Source organism: Erwinia sp. L03-1, assembly GCF_058686115.1.
Genome location: NZ_CM178762.1, coordinates 205,980 through 229,749 on the forward strand (window position 1 = coordinate 205,980; position 23,770 = coordinate 229,749).

Genomic DNA, 23,770 nt, shown 5'->3' on the forward strand with positions numbered 1-23,770 from the left:
ACCCCGTTCCGGTTTTACCTTAACCCGGCAGGCGGTGCAGGACCGGATAGGTGAAAAAGAGCAGATGCAGCATATTGAATGCGAAATGCACCAGCGTCGACACCCAGATACGCCCGCTCCAGAGCCAGGCCAGGCCGTAGATGGCGCCAGCAAGGGTGGCAAAAAACACCAGCAGCAGGCCGCCGGAGAGATGCGCCAAACCGAAAAGCAGCGCGGCAATCACCAGCCCCCAGCCGTTACCCAGCAGCTGGCTTAGCCGCTGCTGTAGGTATCCGCGAAACAGCGCTTCTTCTGCCAGTGAAACAAAAAACAGGTTAGCCAGCATAAACTGCCCCAGCCAGACGGGGTGGTGCAGCTCAACCTTAAGGCCACCGGCCAGCGTGGCAACCAGCAGCAGTACAGGCATCGACATCAGCAGCACCAGCCACCATAGTCCGTTTTTCGGCGGGGCGGCGGGGCGTTTTAACAGCGTCGGCAGGCAGGCCAGTAGCACAAACGGGATCAGCGCTTTATCCAGGTTGTAATAGAAGGAAAAGGGGGCGCTTTCCGGACCGGCCTGAACCCGTGAAGCAATAAGCTGATTATTAAAGCCGGGGATCAGATGCAGCATCAGCGCGAACGCGCTGGCCACCAGGATTACCTCACCACCCAGCGACAGGGCCGTTTGCTCCCGTTGTCGGGCGCGATAAATCGCGACCACGGTCATTAGCAATAGTGCGATAATGCCCGTTGGCTGAAGCGTGCTATCCCACACGGCGACAATGAGCGTCACCCCCAGCAGCGCCAGCGAGGCGCGTAGATAAAAAGGCAAAAATAATAACGAGGTGGCAAGCCAATACCACATACATACGCTCCCTGTTTACGTTGAATACAGACCAAAAACGATGTCACAAACAAAGCCGCAGAAAGTATGCTCCCAGGCCGGGTAGCAGGCAAATCCTTCTGTTTCCTCCCTCTGCGCCACGTCACGCCATTGAATTTCGCTACACTTAGCCTCATGTTAACGTAATCGCGCGCTTAAACCGCGCCACATACACGACTATGATTACAAGGACTGCGCTATGACCAATCCGCTACTCACATCTTTCACGCTCCCTCCATTCTCCGCCATCAAACCCGAACATGTTGTTCCCGCCGTCACTAAGGCGCTGGAAGACTGTCGCGCGGAAGTCGAGAAAGCCGTGGCTCAGGGCGCACCCTGGACCTGGGATAACCTGGTTCAGCCGCTGGCAGAGGCCGACGATCGTTTGGGTCGTCTCTTTTCCCCGGTCAGCCATCTGAATTCGGTAAAAAACAGCCCCGAGCTGCGTGAGGCCTATGAGCAGACGCTGCCGCTGCTGTCCGAATACAGCACCTGGGTGGGGCAGCACGAAGGTCTGTATCAGGCATATCGTAATCTAAAAGAGCAGAGCTATGACGGGCTGGATCTGGCGCAGAAGAAAGCGGTTGATAATGCGCTGCGCGATTTTGAGCTGTCCGGTATTGGCCTGTCGAAAGACAAACAGAAGCGCTACGGCGAAATTGCCGCCCGTCTCTCCGAGCTGGGTTCCACCTACAGCAATAACGTGCTGGATGCCACAATGGGCTGGAGCAAGCTGATTACCGATGAGTCAGAGCTGGCGGGCATGCCGGAAAGCGCCCTGGCCGCCGCGAAGGCGCAGGCTGAGGCCAAAGAGCAGGAGGGCTGGCTGCTGACGCTTGATATCCCAAGCTACCTGCCGGTAATGACCTACTGCGATAACGCGGCCCTGCGTGAAGAGATGTACCGCGCCTACTCCACTCGCGCCTCCGATCAGGGGCCGAATGCGGGCAAATGGGATAACAGCGACGTGATGGCCGAGGAGCTGGCGCTGCGCCATGAGCTGGCCGGGCTGCTGGGCTTCTCCTCCTATGCGGACAAATCCCTGGCGACCAAAATGGCCGAAAACCCGGCTCAGGTAACGGATTTCCTGACCGATCTGGCGAAGCGCGCCCGCCCCCAGGCAGAAAAAGAGCTTGAGCAGCTGCGCGCCTTTGCGAAGAAAGAGTATGGCGTTGATGAGCTGAATCCCTGGGATCTGACCTGGTACGGCGAAAAGCAGAAGCAGCATCTTTACGCCATCAGCGATGAGCAGCTGCGCCCTTACTTCCCGGAGGAGCGGGCGGTAAACGGCCTGTTTGAAGTCGTGAAGCGCATTTACGGCATCACGGCGAAAGAGCGTAAGGACGTGGACGTTTACCATCCCGACGTGCGTTTCTTTGACCTGTTCGACGAAAGCGGCGAACTGCGCGGCAGCTTCTATCTTGACCTCTATGCGCGTGAGAACAAGCGCGGCGGTGCCTGGATGGACGACTGTGTGGGCCAGATGCGCCTGGCCGACGGCACGCTACAGAAACCTGTTGCTTACCTCACCTGTAACTTTAACCGTCCGGTGAGCGGCAAGCCTGCGCTGTTTACCCATGATGAAGTGACCACCCTGTTCCATGAGTTTGGCCACGGTCTGCATCATATGCTGACCCGCATTGAAGCCCCTGGCGTATCCGGTATCAGCGGTGTGCCGTGGGATGCGGTCGAGCTGCCAAGCCAGTTTATGGAAAACTGGTGCTGGGAGCCGGAAGCGCTGGCGTTTATCTCCGGCCACTATGAAACCGGCGAACCGCTGCCGCAGGCGCTGCTGGAAAAAATGCTGGCCGCGAAAAACTATCAGGCGGCGCTGTTTATCCTGCGTCAGCTGGAATTTGGCCTGTTTGATTTCCGCCTGCATGCGGAGTTCGACCCGGTTCAGGGTGCGCGCATCCTGGATATGCTGAAAGAGATTAAAGCGCTGGTGGCCGTGGTGCCGAGCCCATCCTGGGGCCGTTTCCCACACGCGTTCAGCCATATTTTTGCCGGTGGCTACGCGGCGGGTTATTACAGCTATCTGTGGGCCGACGTGCTGGCGGCAGATGCCTGGTCTCGCTTCAAAGAGGAGGGTATCTTCAACCGTGAAACCGGTCAGTCATTCCTGGACAATATTCTGACGCGCGGCGGGTCGGAAGAGCCGATGGATCTGTTCAAACGTTTCCGTGGCCGTGAGCCGCAGCTGGATGCCATGCTGGAACATTACGGTATTCAGGAAGCGTAAGTGAACATCTGTTTAATTGATGAAGCGGGCGCCGGAGACGGCGCCTTATCTGTTTTAGCCGAACGCTGGCAGCTGCAGCACGATGAGCGGGCGCCGATGGCGCTGGTGATGACCGCCAGCCACCTGGAGCTGCGCAAGCGTGATGAGCCAAAGCTGGGCGGGATCTTTGTGGATTTCGTTGAGGGCGCGATGGCTCACCGGCGTCGTTTCGGTGGCGGTCGTGGTGAAGCCGTCGCTAAAGCGGTTGGCGTAAAGGGCAGTTATCTGCCGGTGGTTATCGACGCCACGGCCGGGCTGGGAAGGGATGCGTTTGTACTGGCCTCGCTGGGCTGCCGGGTACAGATGCTTGAGCGGCATCCGGTGGTGGCAGCCCTGCTGGATGATGGCCTGCAGCGAGGCTATCTCAGCCCTGAAATCGGCCCCTGGCTGCGTGAGCGGCTGACGCTGCTGCATGCATCTGGTTTACAGGCGCTGGCGGATATCAGCATCAGGCCGGATGTGGTTTATCTGGATCCCATGTACCCCCACCGACAGAAAAGCGCGCTGGTGAAGAAAGAGATGCGGGTGTTTCAGTCGCTGGTCGGGGCGGATGATGATGCGGATGGGCTGTTGGAACCGGCGCGCAGGCTGGCAAAAAAGCGGGTGGTGGTTAAGCGGCCCGACTATGCGCCTCCGCTTGCTGGCGTGGTCACGCAGTCGGCAGTAGTGACGAAAAGCCACCGCTTTGATATCTATCCTCCGTTAGCCAGCGAGGTATAACAACCCTGTCGCACGGCTTCTTTCCCGTGCGGCAGAGTCGCGGCTAAGCACAAACCTTCACGCCCGGTCATTCTGGCCGGGCTGTGGCTTACTCTTCGTTGTCATCATGCAGTGGAACAATCAGCATATCGATGTGAATGGTGTTAATCAGCTGACGTGCTGACGACATCAGCTTGCTCCAGAAGTCCTGATGGTGACCACAAACGACCAGATCAACATCATACTGCCGGATAGCATCGACCAGGACCTGGCCCAAATCACCACTGCCGCTCAGCGTTTCAGAAACCGGGTAGCCGGCGCTGGTGGAGAGTTCGGTGAGTGCGGAATGCGTCTCTTCCGAGATGCGTTTTTGCATATCGCCGAGGTTAACGTCGATCAGCCCGGTATAGAGATCGGAATAATTAACGTCGACGTGGATCAGGGAAACTTTGGCGTTGTAAGGGCGGGCCATTGAAACCGCTTTCGCTACCAGCAGTTTACTTTCCGGTGAAAGGTCTACTGCGATCAGAATGTGTTTATAAGACATAACGATACTCCTTCCTTTCGTTGCGGCTGCGTAATCGCCAGCAAATTCGTCTTTGATGCATCATACGGTGAAATCCATTGCTCAGGTATAATACGATGCGGGATGTCACAGAGGCCTTAAGGTTTTGATCCTGCCTCCTGATTTTATTTTCGCTATGCAGTATAGACTGAATTGTTAACAGAATCTGCGTCAGGGCGCGTCCTTTGCGACCGGGATCAAAGTGAAAATTCCTCTTTTTCAACCGAAGCCGTAAACAACGCTGGAACTATTTTAATCAGATCTCCTACACTGTTAATGACAGTGCGCCATGCGCTAATGGCGGGCAGGTGGCTGTAACAAAAAAATTCCGTGGTTTTCAATTCTGTATTTGGCGATTCATCGTGGGAGCCGGGCCGGCTTTATCCTGCGTTACATTCACGTCGATGAATTGTCAGGAGGGGATCATGATCAGCACCATCGCGCTTTTTTGGGCTCTGTGTGTAGTTTGTGTGGTGAATATGGCACGCTACTTCTCTTCGTTACGCGCGCTGCTGGTGGTCCTTCGCGGCTGCGATCCCTTACTCTATCAGTATGTGGATGGCGCGGGGTTTTTTACCTCGCACGGGCAACCCAGTAAGCAGGTTCGTCTGGTACGCTACATTTGGTCGCAGCGCTATCGTGACCATCATGACGATGAGTTTATCCGGCGCTGCGAGCGCGTACGCAGTCACTTTATTCTGACCTCTTCACTCTGTGGGATGGTGGTGATTAGCCTTGTCGGGCTGCTGATTTGGCACTAATAAAAAAAAGGGTGGAAGCCAGGCTTCCACCCTTTTTGTCTCGCTGTGCGTTCGTTACGGCAGGAGCTTAAGCGCTATCCAGTACAGGCCACCTGACAACAATATCGAGACGGGCAGGGTAAAGACCCACGCCAGCAGGATATTTTTAATCGTGCGTCCCTGTACGCCGCCGCCGTCAACCAGCATGGTACCGGCAACGGATGAGGAGAGCACGTGGGTGGTTGATACCGGCATGCCGGTATAGCTCGCCACGCCAATAGAGACGGCTGCCGTCATCTGCGCGGACATCCCCTGCGCGTAGGTCATGCCTTTCTTACCGATCTTCTCACCGATGGTGGTCGCAACGCGTCGCCAGCCCACCATGGTGCCCAGCGACAGAGCCAGCGCGACGGCGAAGATAATCCACACCGGCGCATACTCAACGGTATTGAGCAGGTCACCCTTCAGCTTATTCAGGAAGCGCCGATCGTCCGGCTGCGTTTCTGACAGGCCTGCGGCTTTATCGGCGGTATCTGAGATACACATCAGCAGGCGACGCAGCTGCGCGCGCTGGTCGACGTTCAGCGTATCGTAGCTTTGCAGATTGTTGAGCAGGCCCTGCGCGTGTTTAATCGCCGGCATCGCACGGGCGGCATCGCAGTGGAACTCCTTTGGCCCTCCCGCGTTTTCTTCCGGCGTCGGTACGGCAGGCGGCGTCAGTTGCACAATATGGCTCAGTGAATCAGCATGCTGCTGATAATACTGTTCCAGATGGTTTACCGCGTCGCGGGTGCGGGTGATGTCGTAGCCGGAGGCATTCATGTTGACCACAAAGCCTGCGGGTGCCACGCCGATCAACACCAGCATAATCAGGCCAATGCCTTTCTGACCGTCATTAGCGCCGTGCGAGTAGCTCACGCCGATGGCTGACACAATCAGTGCGATACGGGTCCAGAACGGCGGCTTTTTCTTGCCGTCGAGCTTTTCACGTTCCGCGGGCGTCATATGAATACGACGACGCTTTTTGCTTCCGCTCCAGTAGCGACGCAGGATAAACACCAGGCCGCCCGCCAGCACGAGGCCAACGATGGGGGAGATAACCAGGGACAGGAAGATGTTGATCATTTTCGGGATATTCAGCGCATCGACAACCGACGTGCCGGTCATCATGGCGTTGGTCAGACCAATACCGATAATGGCCCCGATCAGGGTGTGGGAGCTGGAGGCCGGAAGCCCGAAATACCAGGTGCCCAGATTCCAGATAATCGCCGCCAGCAGCATGGAAAACACCATCGCCAGCCCGTGCGCCGATCCAACGTTCAACAGCAGGTCGGTTGGGAGTAAATGAACGATAGCATAAGCAACGCTTAGCCCGCCCAGCAGTACGCCAAAGAAGTTAAATATCCCGGCCATCGCCACCGCCAGTTGCGATCGCATAGCGCGGGTGTAAATCACAGTTGCCACCGCGTTTGCCGTGTCGTGGAAGCCGTTAATAGCCTCGTAAAACAGAACAAAGAGCAGGGCAAGCACCAGTAACAGGCCGGTTTGGTAATCAAGACCAGCAAACAGATGTAGCATAAGCGTTACGCCATTTTTGGAGGACATGAACGCGGCGCATTATCAGCGAGAAACCGCGCCAGGGGAAAGAGAAATATAGACTTTTTTTGAGGTCATCGCGTAAGAAAGGCGGAATAGGGGGGCAAATGTGCTGAAATTTCACTCAGTTACAAAATGTTTCTGTACGGTGCCCTGTTACGCTGGTATCGGTTAGGCCAACTCTCTACAATCAGCGTTTTTGTACGGTCAGGGCGAAATTGTGGAAAAATTTGACGTTATTATCATCGGAGCGGGTGCGGCCGGAATGTTCTGCGCCGCGCAGGCCGGACAACGCGGCAGGCGTGTGCTGCTGCTGGATAACGGCAAAAAGGCGGGCCGTAAAATCCTGATGTCCGGCGGTGGTCGCTGCAATTTCACCAATCTCTATACCGATGCGTCGGCGTATCTCTCTCATAACCCTCATTTCTCTAAATCGGCGCTCGCGCGTTATACCCAGTGGGACTTCATTGACCTGGTCAATCGCTACGACATTGCCTGGCATGAGAAAACCCTGGGTCAGCTATTTTGCGACGATTCTGCACAGCAGATTGTCGATCTGCTGCTGAAAGAGTGCGAGGCGGGGAGCGTCACCCTGCGGCTGCGCAGCGACGTGGAGAGCGTCACGCGTGATGAAGAGGGATATACCCTGCAGGTAAACGGCAGCCCGGTGCAGGCAGGAAAACTGGTGATTGCCTCCGGCGGCCTGTCGATGCCGGGGCTGGGGGCGTCACCGTTTGGCTATAAAGTCGCCGAGCAGTTTGGTCTGAGCGTCTTCCCCACCCGGGCCGGACTGGTGCCCTTCACGCTGCACAAACCCCTTCTCGAGCAGCTGCAAACGCTCTCTGGCGTGGCGGTGCCGTCCGCCATAACCGCCGAAGACGGCACCCTGTTTAAAGAAGCGCTGCTGTTCACCCATCGCGGCCTTTCCGGCCCCGCCGTGCTCCAGCTTTCCAGCTACTGGCAGCCGGGGGAGTTTGTGACCATCGACCTCTCGCCCGAGCGCCCACTTGATGACTTTATCAGCCAGGAACGTGAGGCGCACCCTAACCTGAGCCTGAAAAACAGCCTGGCAAAAGTGCTGCCGCGTCGCCTGGTCGAATGCCTGCAACTGCTGGGTAGCGTACCGGACTGCACGCTGAAACAGCTTAACAGCCGTCAGCAGGCCGATTTGGTTGCTTCTCTGCATCAATGGCGTATCCAGCCTAACGGCACTGAAGGCTACCGCACCGCCGAGGTCACCCTGGGCGGCGTCGATACCCGCCAGCTTTCGTCAAAGACGATGGAGGCAAAGACGGTGTCGGGCCTGTACTTTATTGGTGAAGTGGTGGACGTGACGGGCTGGCTGGGAGGCTATAACTTCCAGTGGGCGTGGGCATCGGCCTGGGCGTGCGCGCAGGCGTTGTGATGAAACCGTAATGGGCGAGGCTTCCCCCGCCCGGATCCGTTACATAATTCCGGCAACAGACTTAGCCAGCTGCGCTTCCAGCACCGGCTTTGCTTCCTCAAACTTCAGGTTAACTTTGTTGGCATTAGAGACCACGCGGGTCTGATACTTCATCCGGTTACCTTCTTCGCTGCTGGTCTGGATCTTCACGCCCGCATTGCCCTGACGCAGCACCCCGAGGTTATCCGTCGTGACCGCAGCCTTGCTGCGTTCGCTAATCTGCAAATCGGTGACCATGGTGTAGTTGACGTCTTCAACCAGCGCGTCCGCAGCAAGGCCAACCAGACCCACCGCCAGACCCACACCCAGCGCCGCGCCGCTGGAGTTACTGTTATAAGCGGTAATTCCCGCGCCGAGCGCCGCGCCGGTCGCCGCACCCTCATAGCCTTTACCCAGCAGGCCCTGTGCTTCACGCAGGTCCATTTTATCGGCCTTCAGGACGTTTGCCTGAATCCAGTAGTAAGCCGCATCGGGTGAGGAAGTCACGGTGTAGCCTTTGTTACGCAGATCCTGCGCCAGCAGGGTTTGCAGGTCGCTCATATCCTTGTCAGAGGTGTTACGCACCTGAATGTAGACGGTTTTATCTGAAGAGGGCTCAAGCCAGACGGTCTGGCTCATCTGCGTCTTTACCTCAAGGTTACGCTTTTTGATGGCGGTACCCATGGCGCTACAGCCGGAGAGCACGAGACAGGAAGCGACCAGAGCCACCACCAGTTTTTTTTGGTTTTTCATCTAAAAAATCCTTGTAAAAAACGGGGCATGCACGCCCCGAAGTACCACAGAGTCAGTGAGTTATCAGGCAGGGAGGAGATAATTTCCCCCTCCGGCTGTATGACGGAAGGGTTATCGGCCGAAAGACGGAATACTTAACGCTTTTTAACGGGTCCGAGACTCTCATCCTGCCCCGTTATTGCCGCACATACGATTGCGGTTGGAGCGACTCTGGCGATCAATAACGTCAGGGAGTATGAGCAGGCGGCAGCATGACTGATTTGCAGCCAGCAGTGCTGTTTAGTCCTCTTGCTCAAAAGTAAACATAATCGGCAAAAATGATATCGCGGCTAGCCCTTTACGATGCGTCAGAACTGTTCAGCTTCTGCTTTAACTTATCCATAAACTGGCTATCAAATGTTTGCGCATCACGACGGGTATAGGGTGTTGAATTGGCTGAAGAAGAGGAAACGTTATCATTTAGCTCGTTACTCTCTAGCTTTTGCGACAAATCGCTTTTCATCTGGTCATTGATAAATTGTCCATACCGCCGTCCCGATAGTGGTGAGCTGGCATTATCGGGCGAGCTTTCCTGGGAGTGAAAGCTCGATGCCTCTGTGGGCGATCCCGTTCCGTCCTGCGGTAACTCGGGGTTATTTGCCGGATCCTGCATCCAGTGGTCCTCGTGAAAATGGCGGAACTCTTCCTTAGTGAACTTGAACTGATGGCCTGAAGGTACGACAGCGGGGGAGGAGGGTGGAACCCTGGGCTCTGGCGCTTTTCTTTTGCCAGACCTGCCAAAAGTGTTCATTACACTCTGGCGCGTCCTGGCACCAAAAACGGTGGCGTGTGCAGCGGGCAGGGCCGTCATGCGACTTTTGTAATCTCCCTTAGCAACGTATGTATCAGCGAGCTTACTTGCCATTTGTCTGTGCAGAGTCTGATTCTGGAATCGTTTGAGATCCTTATTGAGCGCTTTTGCTTCAGCTTCGGGATCCTGCTTAGCCGCATGCTGCAATTTCAGCGAGTCAGAGGTAGCGGCGGAATTATTGTCAGGCTGGTGTGCCTTTATTTCAGGCAGAGAGCGCGCATTCTGGATCACCACCATTTTAATGCTGCCCGCCTCACTCTCAAAAAAACGCTCCTCAAAGAAGGCCAGCGCTTCCAGTTCGAGCTGATCATTATGCGGAATGAAGTTTGCCAGCAGCATGCCTTTACGGCCATCAAGGGTCGTGGCGAAGCCGAACTGCGAAACCGGTTTCTCCCTGACGGGATTTTTCTTAAAGCTACCGTTATCCAAAGCCCTGGAGGCGGAAGAAGCCAGGGACTTATCAGTCTCAGAGCCGCTTGCTTGCAGACGAGAAAGATAGTCATGACTGCGTGAGGTGAGCTGATTTTTAAGATTATCTGCTGATGAATGGGCTGAACCTGTCATCCCGGAGGCCGCCATTTTACCTTTAGAGGTGGTCTTTGGTTGATGAATAGAGGCGGAAGAGGGTGGACGTTCAATCTGCATAGTCATGCCTTGTCAAAATGGATAATAAGCTTAATTAGTGTTCAACCGCTGCGTCAGGTTCCATGACAAAACGGGTCTGGCTATTTTCCATGGCGATTCAAACCCTTAAATGCATTTAAAAATTTCCTCTACGCCTGTCATACGCTTTCATTCTACAGGTCCAGAATAAGGTTCGGCGAATGGCTGCGCGAGCAGCAGAGGGCAATTTGCTGAACCGGCGCGGCTTTTTCCTCTGCCGACTGTACCGTATCACGGTGATCGACAGCGCCGGCAATGACGCCGGTCAGGCAGGCGCCGCACATCCCCATTTCGCAGGAGAGCGGCACGCTAATGCCATTTTCCTGTAGCACGCAGGCGATGCTCTTGTCGGCGGAAACCGGCCAGCACTGGCCGCTGCTGGCGAGCGTGACGGTAAAGGCAGCGTCGGGGTGTTCAGCGGCGGGCAGAGAGGGGGCAAGAAAGGCCTCCGAATGCATACGCGACTCCGGCCAGCCCTGTTCAGCCGCAACACGGCGCATATGATCCATAAACCCTTCCGGCCCGCAGAGGTAGAGATGCCGATCCCCGTCAGCCGATAACAGCTCCGGCGGCAGATGTCCGCGTGGGCTATGCCCCTCGCTGCTGTACCAGATATGGCAGCGGCCATGGCGGAACGTGCGGCTTAGCTCGCGCACGAAGGCCGCGTTGTGCTTCTCACGCACGTAGTAATGCAGCACAAATGGCGTGGCAGAAGCCTCAAGCGCTTCGACCATGGCGAAAAGCGGCGTGATACCTATTCCCGCCGCGACAAGGATAGCCTCACCGCCCGCCGCCAGGGGGAAGACGTTTCTCGGCGGGGAGACGGTGACCACCTGTCCGGGCCGCAGACTGTCGTGAATATAGCGGGATCCCCCACGGGAGTGGCTGTCGCGGGCCACGCAGATCACATAGCCTCGCTCGCCGCACCCTGGGCCGGTCAGCGAATACTGACGGGTAATGCCGTTATCCAGGTGCAGATCGATATGTGCGCCTGGCTGCCACTCCGGCAGCGGCTGACCGTCTTCTGCGACGAGGTGGACCGCCAGGTTATTGCGTCCCTGACGGATGAGTGCATCGACGACAACCCGTAGCCTGTTCATTATTGCTTCCCCTCAGACCAGAAAGAATTCACCAAACCCCATCTTTTTCAGCCCACGACGGTAGGCAATGGAGCTGCGATCGGCAGGAATATGGGCCTCAAGCGTCAGGTCGAGCGGCAGGCGCTCGGGGCGCTGCGTTTCCACCATCAGCCGGTCCTCTTCAAAGACGCGATGATTAAAGGCGTGAACCTCCTCAACGGGAATATGCAGATCGAAATTGCGGGCGATCGGCGCAAACATGCGCGTTTTACGTGCCGAAACCGGCGAGGCGGCGTTCATAATCACCAGCCGCGCTTCGCCAGGGAAATGGATGGTCAGCGTGGCGGTGAAGGGCAGATGCATCTCAAAGTGCCGCAGCCAGCTAAACCCCTCCGGGGCGCGAAAGTCGGAGCTGGCCGGATAGTTACCCACCGTGCTCCAGTAATCGACCGTAAAACCGTGCGCCGTTTCAACCGGGATATAGGCTGGCACCACCTGATTGTTGGGGTCGGCAAAGGTGTCGGTATGGATCCACGCAAAGTGCGCCACGTCGAGAAACCCCTCCACCTGCCGTCCGGCAAAACCCTCTACGTCGAACGGTGGGCAGGTGATCTGCTGAAAACCGTCATCGAGCCAGTGAGGCATCTCCGGTAGTGGGGCCAGGCTGCCCTCTTCGGGCGCCAGGCAGACCCAGATCAGCCCGTAACGCTCTTCCACCGCGTAGGGGGTGAGGTTGAGTTTGGCCGGTATCGGCTGATCGGGGCTGGACGGGATGCGATTACAGCGGCCATTTTCACCAAAGCGCAGCCCGTGATAAGGGCAGATAATTCCCTCCTCGTCACTGAAACCCAGCGTCAGGGGCACGCCACGGTGCGGGCAGACGTCCCTGGCCGCCACAACCTGGCCTTTCACGCGGTAAAGCACCAGCTGCTCATCCAGCAGCACCGCTTTGGTCGGGGCGGCGCTGACGTCGCAGGTGCGCGCGACGGGATGCCAGTGGCGGGCAAGGCGCAGCCAGTCATCTGGCTCAAACGTACAGTGTGCGGGGGGCGTTGGGTTCATAGCGCATTTTCCTGTCGGTGGCTCACAGTATGTCGGCGACGTTGGCTGACGGTGTTATTGTCAGTTCATTCTGTGCGGATAAGGGTGTTGCAATCCATCAGCAAATATTCACTATGGTGTTGCAAAAAAGTTTACAGGAGCGGCTATGAGCCCATTTTCTCGCTTTGCTATCTACTTTGCCGAAGTGGCTAAAAGCGGCAGCCTCAGAAAGGCCGCGGAAAAACTTCACGTTTCCGCTTCGGCGATCAACCGACAGATCCTCCAGGCGGAAGCCGCCTTTGGTACGCCGCTCTTCGAGCGCCTGCCCGAGGGGCTGAGGATGACCACCGCCGGGGAACTGCTGTATGACAATATCCTGCGCTGGCAGCGGGAGTTCCGCGTCACCCGCCAGCGTTTTGACGATATTTTAGGGCTGAAGCGGGGGCATGTGAGCATCGGGATGATTCAGGCGCTTAACGAAGGCTGCATGGCCGATGCCCTGGCGAACATCGCATCAGCTCACAGCGGGCTGAGTCTGGACCTGACGGTGGGTGACAGCCTGACCATCAGCCAGCGTATCCGGCAGTCGGAAATTGATTTTGGGCTGATCCTCGATCCGCAGGGGCAGGGCGGGCTGGAGGTGGTTGCCTTTACCGAGCTGGAGATGGGCGTGGTGATGCTGCCTGACCACCCACTCAAAGACCGCGAGGCGCTTTCCCCCGCCGAGCTGAGCGGCGAAAGGCATATTCTGCCTGGCGAACCGCTGGTGGTGCATGAGCGGGTCCGATCGCTCTATCGCTATCATAACTTCGCGCCCGAAAATGCCATCGTCTGCAATGATATCAGGCTGATAAAATCGCTTATCAAACAAGGCGGTAGCGTCTGCGTTCTCAGCCTGCTGGACGTGCTGGAGGAGATCAGGCATCGTCAGCTCAGCTTTGTTTCGCTGAAGGGTAAGCATATCAGGCCGCTAACGCTGGCTCTCTGTATTGCTCCTTCACGCCAGCTTTCCCGGGCGGCGCAGATGGCGATAAAAGCGATGGCCGCAGCGATTGAAAATATGGCAGTTGGAGGGAGACACGCAGTGAATTAAATTGATAATGCCAATGATAGTGATTACCATTCGCGAACAAAAAATAACGTTCGCCTGTGCAACTCATCTTATGAAATCACTTTTATTGGTTCGCTCTGCTTTTCATCGCCTCACCGGGATACCCTGTTTCATCGTGCTGACTGCGCTGCCCTGCAGCGGAGTCGCGGTCGCGGAAGAAAACAAAGATCCTACGCTAACCGTTACCGCCGATGCCGCCAGCCAGACCGGCAGCTACGTGGAAGATAGCGCCACCACGGCCACCCGCACGGCTGCACCACGCAGTGAAACGCCGCAGTCCGTTAGCGTGGTCACCCCGCAGGTCATCAGGGACTATCAGGTCAAAAGCGTCAACGACGCGGTTAAGTTTGTCAGCGGCGTCACTCAGGGGAACACCCTTGGCGGCACCGAGGATGGCTTCGTTAAGCGCGGCTTCGGCGCGAACTCCGACGGCTCCATTTTTCTTGACGGCGTACGCAGTAATCAGGGGCTGTCGATGGACGCCACCATCGATCGCGTCGAAGTGTTAAAAGGGTCGGCTTCGCTGCTCTACGGTATTCTTAATCCGGGCGGGGTAATCAACCTGGTCAGTAAAAAACCGCAGTATGAGTGGAACACGCACGTCAGCGGGGAAACCAGCAGCTTTGGCGGGGGGACCGGCGGGGTGGACGTTACCGGCCCGCTGGGAAACGGCTTTGCCTTTCGGCTGATCGCCGAGCGCCAGCGCGAAGATTACTGGCGCAACTTCGGCGTTAATGAACATACGCTAGTCGCGCCCTCACTCAGCTGGTTCGGCGAAAAAGCGTCGTTCAATATCAGCTATGTTGAATATAAATATGACGTGCCCTACGATCGCGGCACCGCGTTTATCAACAGGAAACCGGTCAACGTACCCTATAACCAGCGGCTGGATGACAGCGCCAACCACGCGTGGGGAAAAAATAAGCGGCTGAACGTCAACTACGCCTGGGCACTGGATGATACCTGGGACACCCACCTCAACTACGCCTGGATGCAGCGCCGCTATGACAGTAACGAGGTCAGAGCGACGGCGATTAATACCACCACCGGCATTGTTTCCCGTCGCGCCGACGCCAACCGCGGCTTTAACCACCAGACCACTTACCTGTCCTGGGATATCGGCGGCAGCCCCACCTTGTGGAACAGGCAGCACGATCTGATGCTGGGGGTGGACTACGAGCAGAACGAAACCTATAAAGCCCGCTCGTACCGGGGCAAAGTCTCTAAAACCTTCAATATGTACGATCCGGTCTATGGTGAGGAGCCGGTGCTGAACAGCAGCACCTATGCGGATCCCGTCAGCAACATTCGCACCAACCTCTACAGCCGTTCCCTCTTTGCGAAGGACAGCATTCACCTCACTGATCAATGGATCGCGGTGCTGGGCGGTCGCCTCCAGCGCTACACCCAGACGGCCAGCCATGGCGTTGACAACCCGGCCACCACCCTTAACGATCGCGGCGATGCCTTCTTACCGCAGATGGGGCTGGTCTATAAAGTGCTGCCTGACGTTTCGCTTTACGGCAGCTACAGCCGCTCTTTTACCCCCTCGACTCAGACGGACGATAACGGCAATGTCGCCTCGACCGAGAAAGGTGCGACGTGGGAAGTGGGCGCGAAGTGGCAGGCCATGCCTGCGCTGTCTGCCACGCTGGCGCTGTACCGGATTGATGAAAAGGATATGTCGGTGTTTATCAACGGCGTGACGCGTGACATTCCTAAAGCACGCTCAACCGGGGCAGAGCTTGAGGTCAACGGCGAGCTGGCAGAGGACTGGAACCTGATTGCCACCTACAGCTACGACAAAACCGAAATTGTTGAGGACGGCGTCAATCCTGAAAACGTCGGTAACCGCCTGGTCAACGCGCCGCGCAATATGGGCAGCCTTTATCTCAGCCACGCCATGCGCTTCTCCTGGCTACCGGGCGAACTTCGCGTGGGCGGCGGTGGCCGCTACGTCGGCAGCCGGGCGGGTGATCCTGAGAACAGCTTTACTATGCCGGACTATACCGTGGCCGATGCGTTTATCGCCTGGGACAGCAGGCTGGTGGGTAAACATACCCAGCTCAAGCTGAATATCAACAACCTGCTAAACAAACGCTACTACGAGTCCAGTGCGGGCAACCTGCGGGTGATCGAGGGCGAGCCGAGAGTGGTCTATGTGCAGGCATCGGTAGATTTCTGATCGCTTTCCAGAGTGCGCAATGAGAAAACGTTTATTTCTGCTGCTGATGCTGATCAGCAGCCTGGCCCAGGCCAAAACCATTACCGATATTTTGCAGCGCAGCGTGGTCATCCCTGACGATCCCCAGCGAATTATTGTGGGGGAAAGTCGGATGATTTATACCCTGGCGCTGGTTGAGGAGGGCAATCCGGCGAAGCGTGTGGTGGGCTGGCCCGGAGATCTGAAAAAGCTGGACAGCCAGAACTGGGCGCGGTACACCGCTGCCTTTCCGGAGATTAACGCCATCCCGGTGATTGGTCAGGCGAATTACGGTCAGATCAGCGTGGAAAAGGCGATCGCCCTGAAGCCAGACCTGGTCATTCTGCCGGTATACGCCAAAAAAGGGAGCAATCACGATGACGTTCAGGCTCAGCTGACCCGTGCGGGTATCCCGGTGATTTATATTGATACGCGCGTTAACCAGCTCGCCAATACCGTCCCCAGCCTGAAGATCCTCGGCCAGGCCCTTAATGACAGCGCGAAGGCCGGGCGCTTTATTGCTTTTTACCAGCAGCATATGCAGCAGATCAGGCAGAGGTTGGATCAGGCGCAGCCAGAACGGCCCGGCGTTATGCTACAGCTGCATATCGGACGGCGGGAAACCTGCTGTACCACGGTTAGCCACGGCAATCTGGCCGATCTCATCACCTATGCCGGGGGAAATAACATTGCGGCAGGGCGGTTTGCCAGCGTCTTCGGGCAGCTCAGCCCGGAGGCGATCGTTACGGCCAATCCGACGCTCTGGCTGGCCACCGGCATGGCGGGGCCGGGACAGAAGAATCAGCTGCAGCTTGGCCCTGACGTTAGCGCCGGTCAGGCAAGGGCGAGTTTTTGTCAGGTGCTGAGCCGCGATCCCATCGTCTCCCAGCTGTCGGCGGTGCGCAGTGGCAGGACGCTGGCGGTGTGGCACAATTTCTATATGAGTCCCTGGCATTTGCTGGATGTAGAGATCTTCGCGAAATTCTTCCATCCCCAGCTGTTTAGCGATCTGGATCCGCAGCGAACCCTGGATGAAATGAACCGTGACTTCCTGACGGTGCCACAGACCGGAACCTACTGGACGACCGCGCAGTAACAGACCAAAAAAAACTGCACCTTACTCAGTTGGCAAACCAACCTTTGGGGTGCAGTCTGTGTTAAGCGCTTACTGCGCTTACTGCGCTTCGGCGTGGTTTACTCGTTGATATTCGGATGCTGGTTGATCAGGTGTTTACGCTTCTCTTCCAGCTCGGCAATCTGCTCGCTGATATCACCGATTTTAGTCTCGATGTTATCGTGATGCTCCTGCAACAGCTCTTTTGCCTCGGCCATATCAGAGGCCGCCGGCGTGGCACCGCGCAGTGGCATATTCGCCGTCTCTTTCATCATGATACCGGTTACCAGGCCCACAATGGCAACAATCATCAGATAATAGGCAGGCATATAGAGGTTGTTGGTCGCTTCAACCAGCCAGGCGGCCAGCGTTGGCGTCAGACCCGCCACCAGGATAGAGATGTTAAAGGCACTGGCTAAGGCGCTGTAGCGGATGTGCGTAGGGAACATCGCGGGCAGCGACGAGGCCATCACCCCGGTAAAGCAGTTAAGCACCACCGCCAGAATCAGCAGACCGGCAAAAATCAGCGGCATCACATTACTGTTAATCAGCATAAAGCAGGGAATGGACAGACACAGCAGCGCAATACTACCGATTATCACAAAGGGACGACGACCAAATTTATCGCTCATCAGGCCCATAATCGGTTGAATAAACAGCATACCAATCATAATGGCAATGATGATCAGCACCCCGTGATCTTCAGAGTAGTGAAGATTGTGGGTGAGGTAGCTTGGCATGTACGTCAGCAGCATGTAATAGGTGACGTTGGTGGAGAGCACCAGACCGATACAGGCCAGCAGGCTTTTCCAGTGTTTGGTCGCAATCTCTTTAAACGAAACTTTAGGACCGTCAGCCAGCCCTTCACGATCGCCCTGCTCAAGCTTTTCAACGTGCTGCTGGAAGGCCGGTGTTTCTTCCAGCGCGCTACGCAGGTAAAGCCCGACAAGACCCAGCGGCAGGGCGACGAAGAACGGCACGCGCCAGCCCCATTCCAGAAACCTGGCCTCGCCAATAACCGTTGATATCAGCACGACGAGGCCGGCACCCAGCACAAATCCTACAATTGAGCCGAAGTCCAGCCAGCTGCCCATAAAGCCGCGCTTGCGGTCCGGGGAGTATTCGGCAACGAAAATGGATGCACCGGTGTATTCGCCCCCGACGGAAAAGCCCTGGGCCATTTTACACAGCAGTAGCAGAACAGGTGCCCAGATGCCGATGGAGGCATGGGAGGGGATCAGGCCAATACAGAAGGTACTGACCGACATAATAATGATGGTAATGGAAAGGATCTTCTGGCGGCCATATTTGTCACCCAGCCTGCCAAAAAACAGTCCACCCAGCGGACGGATAAGAAAAGGTACCGAGAAGGTCGCCAGTGCGGCAATCATCTGTACGCCCGGATCGGCGCCGGGGAAGAACACCTGACCCAGCGCAAAGGCGACAAATCCGTATACCCCAAAGTCGAACCACTCCATCGCGTTACCCAGCGAGGCGGCGGTAATAGCCTTGCGTAACCTGGCATCATCAATGATCGTTACGTCTTTTAAGCCCATTGGCTTAACACGCTTCCTACGTAGCTTCATAAAACCCCTGTAATAGTCTGTTTCCCAGTTAGAATTCTCCCATAAACCGTCTGAAATGAACGAATTACAGCGGTTCAGGGTACAAATTATCTGTGGTCTATAGCCAGGCAGAAAGTGAAAAGCGGCGGGTGGAAACGTCTATCAACCCGCCCTTTTCTGTTATCAGTATATCGTTTTCTGGTCGCGTAACATAATTTCTGACGGGATCCCACGCGGCTTAACCACATAATCGGCCCGTGAGATCGTCGCGAACGCGGTCAGATTTATAGCGGATAAGGCGGGGCTGGGTTTGTGCTCTGCAACCACGCCATCAGCGCACTGCTGGTCATCGGGTGAGCAAAGAGATAACCCTGAATATGGATAACGCCGCGTGCTTTAAGGTAGTCGAGCTGGACCGGCGTTTCGACGCCTTCTGCGACAATTTTAAGCCCCAGCTTCTGGCTAAGGTTAATAATCGCATCCAGAATCGGCGCTTCACCCCCGGCAAACTCGATGGCGCTAACAAAGCCGCGATCCACCTTGAGGTAGTCCAGCGGAAAGGTCTGGAGATAGCTCAGCGCACAGTGCCCGGTGCCGAAGTCATCAATCGCGATACGAATGCCTTCCGCACGCAGCTGGTGCAGCTTCTTCACCACGTCATCGCCATCGGAGATCAGGCTCCGCTCGGTCAGTTCCAAAGTGATATTCAGCTTTTGGGCAGCAAGCTGCGCGGCAAAGCCGCGGATATCCTGCACAAAATCGGGGTGCTGAAGATGTTCAGCCGCTACGTTGATCCCAAGGTGGAATCCAGGCGGTACGTGCCAGTGCTGGACATCTCTGATAATCAGCGTCAGCAGATGCCGCGTTAGCGGCACAATCATCCCCTCTGACTCTGCGGCGCTGATAAAGCGGTCCGGCTTTGCCCAGCGGCCATCCGGCAGCTGCCAGCGCATCAATGCTTCCGCCCCGCCGTAGCGGTTGGTTTCAAGATTAAACAGCGGCTGGTAATTAACGGAGAACTCGTCACGCGCAATGGCGCGGCGGATCAGGTCGCCGTAGGAGAGCCGCCGTTTAAGCCAGTTGCTGGTCACCGTCATGAGCAGGAGCGACAGGATGAGCGCCATCGGCAGGAAGGTATACAGTCCCTGTCGCCAGGTATAGGCGGTATCCGCAGGCGGCGAGGTCACACTAACGACGATAGGGTAACGTTTGGAGGTCGCGGTATAGGTGTTGGCGTGAATAAACCCCTCGCCCGCGCTGGGGATGTTGCCGCGCGTAATGCGAAATCCGCCGCCGAACTGAATGGCGATACGGTAGCCATGGCTTTTACCTACTGCGTTCATAAAATCGTGAAGGTACTGGCCATCGACCAGGGCAAAGCTGCTGGAGCCCTCCGGCCCGTCGCGGACAAAGATCACCGCCGGACGATCCCTGACGCTATAGGTGCCCGCCAGAGAGAGGACCCAGGAAGTCCTCCGGTTTTCAGGCGGCGGACGCTGAAGCAGGATTGTAATATTGCCCTGCTTGCTGCCGAATGCGGAGGAGCAGGTGATGGTATCGTGCTGGATAGTGCCTACGGAGCGGAAATAGGGGTAGATAGCCGAAAAGCGCTGGAGTCGATCGTTAATCTCTTCACAGGGTTTTCCGGAGAACTGCTGTAGCTGGGCAATCATCTTCCAGGCATGATCGCTGATGGCCTCGGACTGGTTTAACAGCATTTCGGCGGTGACGGCCTGCTGGCGCTGGATAATCTGCGTGGCTTCGATACCGGTAAAAACAAGACAGAGCAGCAAAGGCAGCAGGCCCGCCAGTGTCAGGTAAAGTCCCTTACGTTCACGTCCCTTTAATAAAAGAGAGTCCATATCGTCTTCCTGTTTTCACCCAATTTTATACGCACGGTTGGCGGTAAAATAGCATGTCCGCTGTGCCGACAGATAAATATTGGCGGGCAGTGGAAAAATAAACTTTGTGCATATTCCTTAGTCAATATTATGCAGTTTATTGTCATATTCATTATTTCCCCGGTATTTTCTCCTGTGCCAGGATGCCCTGTCCGCGGCCCGTCCGCGTTTAACAGGTCAGGAGAAAAATGAATGGCAGAGGTTACCGAACTGAATGCGGCAACGGGTCTGCGAGCCCGTATTTCCGATGCGGAGTGGCGAGCACGCGTTAAACTGGCGCAGTGCTATCGCCTGGCGGCAAAATTGCGCTGGACGGATCATATTTATACTCACTTCTCCCTGCGCGTACCGGGTGAACTCCCGCATTTCCTGATCAACGCTTACGGCCAGACCTTTGATGAGATTACGCCTGAAACGCTGGTCAAAATTGATATTGATGGCGAAATTATCGACGATCCTACCGGGTCGGGGATCAATCCTGCGGGTTATGTGATCCACAGTGCGATTCATCGCGCCCGCCCGGAAACCCACGCCGTCCTGCACACCCATACTGCGGCGGGCATAGGCATAGCGGCTCAGCAGCAGGGGCTGTTGATGATCTCCCAGCACAGCACGCGCTTTCACCGCCGTCTTGCCTATCACGATTATGAAGGGATTGCGCTGGATCTCGATGAGCAGCAGCGCATCGTGGCCGATTTGGGCGATCTCAACGCGCTGATCCTGCGTAATCACGGTCTGCTGACCTGTGGCCGGGATCTGGAGGAAGCGTTTTACAATCTCTACTATCTGGAGCGGGCGTGCGTTGCGCAAATAGCCGCACAGTCCGGCGGGGCTGCGCTGAGTATTATCCCGGATGCGGTAGCGGAAAAGGCCGCGCTGGCGTTCGATAATGGCATCAGAAACAAAAAGTATCTCCTGCACTGGGATGCTTACGTCCGTCAGCTACAGCGAAACGCACTCTGACAGGGGAAAGAGACACCATGTATAAATCGCTATTGACGGCTTTACTGCTCTGCGTTTCCGTTACTGCCAGCGCGGCAGAGGATCTCTCCGGCGTCACGCTGGTGCTGGGCGATCAGGCCCGTAATTTGCGTTCGCTGGTGGAGGCATCCGGCGCGATGAAAGGTGCGTCTTATCACTATCGCTGGGCCAATTTTCAGGGCGCGGCACCGCTCTTTGAAGCGCAGCGGGCGGGGGCGGTTGATACCTCTTACGCCGGAGACCTGCCGGTACTGATGGCTGCCGCTGGCGGGGTGGATCTTAAAATCATCGCAACCAACGTGGGAGACGCGGGATCTAACGGGCTGATTGTCCCGGCCGATTCTCCTGTCCACAGCGTGAGGGATCTGGCAGGGAAAACCGTTGTCGTTTCCTCGGCGCGCGGCAGCATTTCGCAGCATTTGCTCTATGGCGCGTTGCAGGAGGCGGGCATCAAAAGAGAGGCGGTCCCGGTTCGCTTTGTCCTGCCCGTTGACGCCAGCGCGGCGTTTAACTCCGGTCAGATTGCGGCCTGGGCCACCTTCGATCCCTATCTGGGCATCGCCGAACAGCACGGCGCACGCCTGCTTCGCGACAGTAAAGGGCTGACGACCGCACTGTCATTTGTGACCGCCACCGACAGCTCGCTAAAAGATCCCCTTAAGCGGCTGGCTATTGCCGACTTTGCCCGCCGACTGGCGAAGGCGCGGGCCTGGGGAATTGCGCATCCCGACGACTATAATCAGGTTTATGCTGCGCTTACCCGTCTTTCACCGCAGGCGTCGGCACCGATCACGGCGCGGATTTCTCACGGCATAAGGCCGGTCTCCGCAGAGGATATTAAGAAAGTACAGGGCGTCTCCGATCTGTTCTCTTCGCTGGCGATCCTGCCGCAGAAGGTGGACGTACAGGCGATTACCGATACCAGCGTCTTTGAGGCCCGGCCACAGTGAATTGCGGTTTTTTTATCGTTGATCGGGCGGCCCGGTCCGGTCATCCTCAGGGGTAGACCGGAGCGGTGAGTGATCATGGCAACCGGTTCAGGGTACGCGTTAGCTATCGCTGTAAAAGAGTTGTTGAAGCGCAACCTCAACGCCGCGAACCTCTGCCAGTCCTTTAAGCCGACCAATGGCAGAATAGCCGGGGTTGGTTTTTTTATGCAGGTCGTCCAGCATCTGATGCCCGTGGTCGGGCCGCATGGGAATAGGGCGGCTATCACCCTCCCGACGACGGCGCTGCTCCTCGGCCAGAATAGCCTTAACCACGCCCACCATGTCCACGTCGCCACCGAGGTGTGCGGCCTCATGAAAGCTTTTCGGGTTGTCTTCGCGCTGCGTGGAACGTAAATGCGCGAAATGGATCCGATCGGCAAAGGTCGCGGCCATGTTGACCAGATCGTTATCAGCCCGAACCCCAAGCGATCCGGTACAGAAGGTGAAGCCGTTATGACGGCTGTCTACCGCCTCCTTCAGCCACTGGAGATCTTCCTGGGTGGAAACGATGCGCGGCAGGCCGAGCAGCGATCGCGGTGGATCGTCCGGATGCACCGCCAGCCTGATGCCTGAAGCTTCCGCGACCGGCACAATCGCCCGCAGAAATTCTGCCATGTGCTCACGCAGTTTGGCTTTATCGATCCCCTCATACTGCGCAAGCTGCGCCTGAAACTGCATCAGCGTATAGCCCTCTTCCGCACCCGGCAGACCGGCAATGATATTGCGGGTTAGCGTTTCCACATCCTCAGGGGTCATCGCGGCGAAGTAGCGAGCAGCCTGCTCCCGTTCCTGCGGATCGTAATCCTGCACGGCACCGGGGCGTTTGAGTATGTGCAACTCAAATGCGGCAAAGGCCGTATCATCGAAGCGCAGCGCTTTGGCCCCGCACGGCAGTGGCCAGGCGAGGTCGGTCCGCGTCCAGTCCAGCACCGGCATAAAGTTGTAGCAGACGGTATCTATCCCACAGTTGCCCAGATTTCGCAGAGATTGCTGATAGTTAGCGATAAAACGCGGGTAATCGCCGCGATGCGTTTTGATCGACTCATGAACAGGGATGCTTTCCACCACTGACCACACCAGGTTTTTCTCTGCCAGAAGCGCCTGGCGGGCTTTGATCTCCTCTACGGGCCAGACATCGCCATTGGGAATATGGTGCAAGGCCGTCACAATGCCGGTGGCGCCAGCCTGCCGTGCATCATCCAGCGAAACGGGGTCGTTCGGGCCATACCAGCGCCACGTATGTTCCATGTTCAGCTCCTGTATCATCGAAGAGTTAAGGAAGAAAGCCGCGAAACACAGCATAAAGCGCAACGGCAAAGGATGCCGTGATGACGATCGCAGTGGGCAGGTAAGA

The 23,770-nt window shown here is 56.7% G+C and carries 19 protein-coding genes; 9 read left to right on the forward strand and 10 right to left on the reverse strand.

The annotated features are described in order from the left end of the window. Positions 1–19: 19 nt before the first annotated feature. Complete coding sequence (locus AC4PCC_RS00870) at positions 20–844, reverse strand: CPBP family intramembrane glutamic endopeptidase (RefSeq protein ID WP_492126109.1); 825 nt, start codon at positions 842–844, stop codon at positions 20–22. Positions 845–1,061: 217 nt separating this feature from the next. Here AC4PCC_RS00870 and prlC point away from each other — a divergent pair, with 217 nt between their 5' ends. Beyond that, positions 1,062–3,104: an oligopeptidase A gene (gene prlC / locus AC4PCC_RS00875; RefSeq protein ID WP_492126110.1), complete on the forward strand. Its 2,043-nt coding sequence runs from the start codon at positions 1,062–1,064 to the stop codon at positions 3,102–3,104. Continuing rightward, entirely contained in the window at positions 3,105–3,863 is a 759-nt protein-coding gene (gene rsmJ, locus AC4PCC_RS00880) for a 16S rRNA (guanine(1516)-N(2))-methyltransferase RsmJ (protein ID WP_067700108.1), read from the forward strand. A gap of 88 nt (positions 3,864–3,951) precedes the next feature. Here the strand turns inward: rsmJ and uspA are convergent, their stop codons facing one another. After that, positions 3,952–4,389 carry a universal stress protein UspA gene (gene uspA / locus AC4PCC_RS00885; RefSeq protein WP_067700106.1) on the reverse strand — a complete coding sequence of 146 codons (438 nt, stop codon included), beginning with the start codon at positions 4,387–4,389 and terminating at the stop codon, positions 3,952–3,954. A 443-nt stretch (positions 4,390–4,832) separates the two neighbouring features. On the opposite strand from uspA, the gene uspB reads away from it, so the two are divergent. Beyond that, complete coding sequence (gene uspB / locus AC4PCC_RS00890) at positions 4,833–5,168, forward strand: universal stress protein UspB (protein ID WP_067700103.1); 336 nt, start codon at positions 4,833–4,835, stop codon at positions 5,166–5,168. A gap of 54 nt (positions 5,169–5,222) precedes the next feature. On the opposite strand, the gene pitA is transcribed toward uspB, so the two are convergent. Further along, positions 5,223–6,725 (reverse strand): inorganic phosphate transporter PitA, encoded by a 1,503-nt coding sequence (gene pitA, locus AC4PCC_RS00895; protein WP_156484912.1) that lies wholly within the window; start codon positions 6,723–6,725, stop codon positions 5,223–5,225. Between the two features lie 238 nt (positions 6,726–6,963). Between pitA and AC4PCC_RS00900 the strand changes: the two genes are divergently transcribed. Next, on the forward strand, positions 6,964–8,148 hold the full coding sequence (locus AC4PCC_RS00900; protein ID WP_492126111.1) for a BaiN/RdsA family NAD(P)/FAD-dependent oxidoreductase: 1,185 nt from the start codon (positions 6,964–6,966) through the stop codon (positions 8,146–8,148). A 39-nt stretch (positions 8,149–8,187) separates the two neighbouring features. On the opposite strand, the gene traT is transcribed toward AC4PCC_RS00900, so the two are convergent. The 4 genes from traT to hpxD all read right to left on the reverse strand — a co-directional run bounded on the left by traT (position 8,188) and on the right by hpxD (position 12,573). Continuing rightward, positions 8,188–8,919: a complement resistance protein TraT gene (gene traT, locus AC4PCC_RS00905; protein ID WP_067700094.1), complete on the reverse strand. Its 732-nt coding sequence runs from the start codon at positions 8,917–8,919 to the stop codon at positions 8,188–8,190. A 337-nt stretch (positions 8,920–9,256) separates the two neighbouring features. After that, the gene (locus AC4PCC_RS00910) at positions 9,257–10,348 is read right to left on the reverse strand and encodes a hypothetical protein (protein ID WP_492126112.1); all 1,092 of its coding nucleotides are present in this window, start codon (positions 10,346–10,348) and stop codon (positions 9,257–9,259) included. Positions 10,349–10,566: 218 nt separating this feature from the next. After that, positions 10,567–11,535: a PDR/VanB family oxidoreductase gene (locus AC4PCC_RS00915; RefSeq protein ID WP_492127603.1), complete on the reverse strand. Its 969-nt coding sequence runs from the start codon at positions 11,533–11,535 to the stop codon at positions 10,567–10,569. A gap of 9 nt (positions 11,536–11,544) precedes the next feature. Further along, positions 11,545–12,573, reverse strand: coding sequence for a molybdenum cofactor-independent xanthine hydroxylase subunit HpxD (gene hpxD / locus AC4PCC_RS00920; protein WP_492126113.1), 1,029 nt, complete (start codon positions 12,571–12,573; stop codon positions 11,545–11,547). 145 nt (positions 12,574–12,718) lie between these two features. Between hpxD and AC4PCC_RS00925 the strand changes: the two genes are divergently transcribed. From AC4PCC_RS00925 to AC4PCC_RS00935, 3 genes are all read left to right on the forward strand, one after another. Continuing rightward, positions 12,719–13,645 (forward strand): LysR family transcriptional regulator, encoded by a 927-nt coding sequence (locus tag AC4PCC_RS00925; RefSeq protein WP_492126114.1) that lies wholly within the window; start codon positions 12,719–12,721, stop codon positions 13,643–13,645. 70 nt (positions 13,646–13,715) lie between these two features. Beyond that, positions 13,716–15,848, forward strand: coding sequence for a TonB-dependent siderophore receptor (locus AC4PCC_RS00930; RefSeq protein ID WP_492126115.1), 2,133 nt, complete (start codon positions 13,716–13,718; stop codon positions 15,846–15,848). A gap of 19 nt (positions 15,849–15,867) precedes the next feature. Next, a complete protein-coding gene (locus tag AC4PCC_RS00935) occupies positions 15,868–16,962 on the forward strand; it encodes an ABC transporter substrate-binding protein (RefSeq protein WP_492126116.1) in 1,095 nt (364 codons plus the stop codon). Positions 16,963–17,060: 98 nt separating this feature from the next. On the opposite strand, the gene proP is transcribed toward AC4PCC_RS00935, so the two are convergent. Both proP and AC4PCC_RS00945 read right to left on the reverse strand, forming a co-directional pair. Further along, complete coding sequence (proP, locus tag AC4PCC_RS00940; RefSeq protein ID WP_492126117.1) at positions 17,061–18,566, reverse strand: glycine betaine/L-proline transporter ProP; 1,506 nt, start codon at positions 18,564–18,566, stop codon at positions 17,061–17,063. 263 nt (positions 18,567–18,829) lie between these two features. Then, complete coding sequence (locus AC4PCC_RS00945) at positions 18,830–20,407, reverse strand: EAL domain-containing protein (protein ID WP_492126118.1); 1,578 nt, start codon at positions 20,405–20,407, stop codon at positions 18,830–18,832. 231 nt (positions 20,408–20,638) lie between these two features. Between AC4PCC_RS00945 and AC4PCC_RS00950 the strand changes: the two genes are divergently transcribed. After that, positions 20,639–21,409: a class II aldolase/adducin family protein gene (locus tag AC4PCC_RS00950; RefSeq protein ID WP_492126119.1), complete on the forward strand. Its 771-nt coding sequence runs from the start codon at positions 20,639–20,641 to the stop codon at positions 21,407–21,409. Positions 21,410–21,426: 17 nt separating this feature from the next. Beyond that, positions 21,427–22,377 (forward strand): ABC transporter substrate-binding protein, encoded by a 951-nt coding sequence (locus tag AC4PCC_RS00955; RefSeq protein WP_492126120.1) that lies wholly within the window; start codon positions 21,427–21,429, stop codon positions 22,375–22,377. A 99-nt stretch (positions 22,378–22,476) separates the two neighbouring features. On the opposite strand, the gene uxuA is transcribed toward AC4PCC_RS00955, so the two are convergent. Then, a complete protein-coding gene (gene uxuA / locus AC4PCC_RS00960; protein ID WP_492126121.1) occupies positions 22,477–23,664 on the reverse strand; it encodes a mannonate dehydratase in 1,188 nt (395 codons plus the stop codon). Positions 23,665–23,770: the final 106 nt, after the last annotated feature.

Excerpts from the sequence above, each read along its gene's own strand:
- AC4PCC_RS00870 (WP_492126109.1), bottom strand. The coding sequence starts at position 844 with ATGTGGTATTGGCTTGCCACCTCGTTATTATTTTTGCCTTTTTATCTA.
- prlC (WP_492126110.1), top strand. The coding sequence starts at position 1,062 with ATGACCAATCCGCTACTCACATCTTTCACGCTCCCTCCATTCTCCGCC.
- uspA (WP_067700106.1), bottom strand. The coding sequence starts at position 4,389 with ATGTCTTATAAACACATTCTGATCGCAGTAGACCTTTCACCGGAAAGT.
- uspB (WP_067700103.1), top strand. The coding sequence starts at position 4,833 with ATGATCAGCACCATCGCGCTTTTTTGGGCTCTGTGTGTAGTTTGTGTG.
- pitA (WP_156484912.1), bottom strand. The coding sequence starts at position 6,725 with ATGCTACATCTGTTTGCTGGTCTTGATTACCAAACCGGCCTGTTACTG.
- traT (WP_067700094.1), bottom strand. The coding sequence starts at position 8,919 with ATGAAAAACCAAAAAAAACTGGTGGTGGCTCTGGTCGCTTCCTGTCTC.
- AC4PCC_RS00910 (WP_492126112.1), bottom strand. The coding sequence starts at position 10,348 with ATGGCGGCCTCCGGGATGACAGGTTCAGCCCATTCATCAGCAGATAAT.
- hpxD (WP_492126113.1), bottom strand. The coding sequence starts at position 12,573 with ATGAACCCAACGCCCCCCGCACACTGTACGTTTGAGCCAGATGACTGG.
- AC4PCC_RS00925 (WP_492126114.1), top strand. The coding sequence starts at position 12,719 with ATGAGCCCATTTTCTCGCTTTGCTATCTACTTTGCCGAAGTGGCTAAA.
- AC4PCC_RS00930 (WP_492126115.1), top strand. The coding sequence starts at position 13,716 with ATGAAATCACTTTTATTGGTTCGCTCTGCTTTTCATCGCCTCACCGGG.
- AC4PCC_RS00935 (WP_492126116.1), top strand. The coding sequence starts at position 15,868 with ATGAGAAAACGTTTATTTCTGCTGCTGATGCTGATCAGCAGCCTGGCC.
- proP (WP_492126117.1), bottom strand. The coding sequence starts at position 18,566 with ATGAAGCTACGTAGGAAGCGTGTTAAGCCAATGGGCTTAAAAGACGTA.
- AC4PCC_RS00945 (WP_492126118.1), bottom strand. The coding sequence starts at position 20,407 with ATGGACTCTCTTTTATTAAAGGGACGTGAACGTAAGGGACTTTACCTG.
- AC4PCC_RS00950 (WP_492126119.1), top strand. The coding sequence starts at position 20,639 with ATGGCAGAGGTTACCGAACTGAATGCGGCAACGGGTCTGCGAGCCCGT.
- AC4PCC_RS00955 (WP_492126120.1), top strand. The coding sequence starts at position 21,427 with ATGTATAAATCGCTATTGACGGCTTTACTGCTCTGCGTTTCCGTTACT.
- uxuA (WP_492126121.1), bottom strand. The coding sequence starts at position 23,664 with ATGGAACATACGTGGCGCTGGTATGGCCCGAACGACCCCGTTTCGCTG.